Genomic DNA, 387 nt, shown 5'->3' on the forward strand with positions numbered 1-387 from the left:
CCCTTCCCGAAAGATCATCTCGATGAGCTCGTCCTTCATTTTGGACACCTTAATGTTAATAGTCGCGTAAATTCTGGGAGGAATAGACACGAAACTTAAAAATCTTAGCGTCAGGTTAATAAGAGATAAAGGCTGAGGAAAATATTATGCTGACCGTCGAAAGGGTTATTGAGTACTACTTTGCCGTCGTGATCATCGTTGGGGGTCTCAGCGTCCCGTTGGGAATAAAACATACACTGAGAACCTGGCGGGCACTTCCAGAAGTCGGATGGATGGGCAGAAGCTTTGGAATGGGACTTCTGGCATTGGTACTTGCATCATTCCTCGAGCTCCCCATTCTTCTCCTTGAGAGCTGGCTGGCTCTGGCTTTTACAGCAGGCCTCGTCG

The 387-nt window shown here is 47.8% G+C and carries 1 pseudogene; it reads left to right on the forward strand.

Annotated features, from left to right (window positions below):
• Positions 1-146: 146 nt before the first annotated feature.
• Positions 147-387: pseudogene (locus E3E29_RS11570) on the forward strand (hypothetical protein); the annotation flags it as partial.

Origin of the sequence: Thermococcus sp. Bubb.Bath (genome assembly GCF_012027595.1) — an archaeon.
Classification (GTDB): Archaea; Methanobacteriota_B; Thermococci; order Thermococcales; family Thermococcaceae; genus Thermococcus.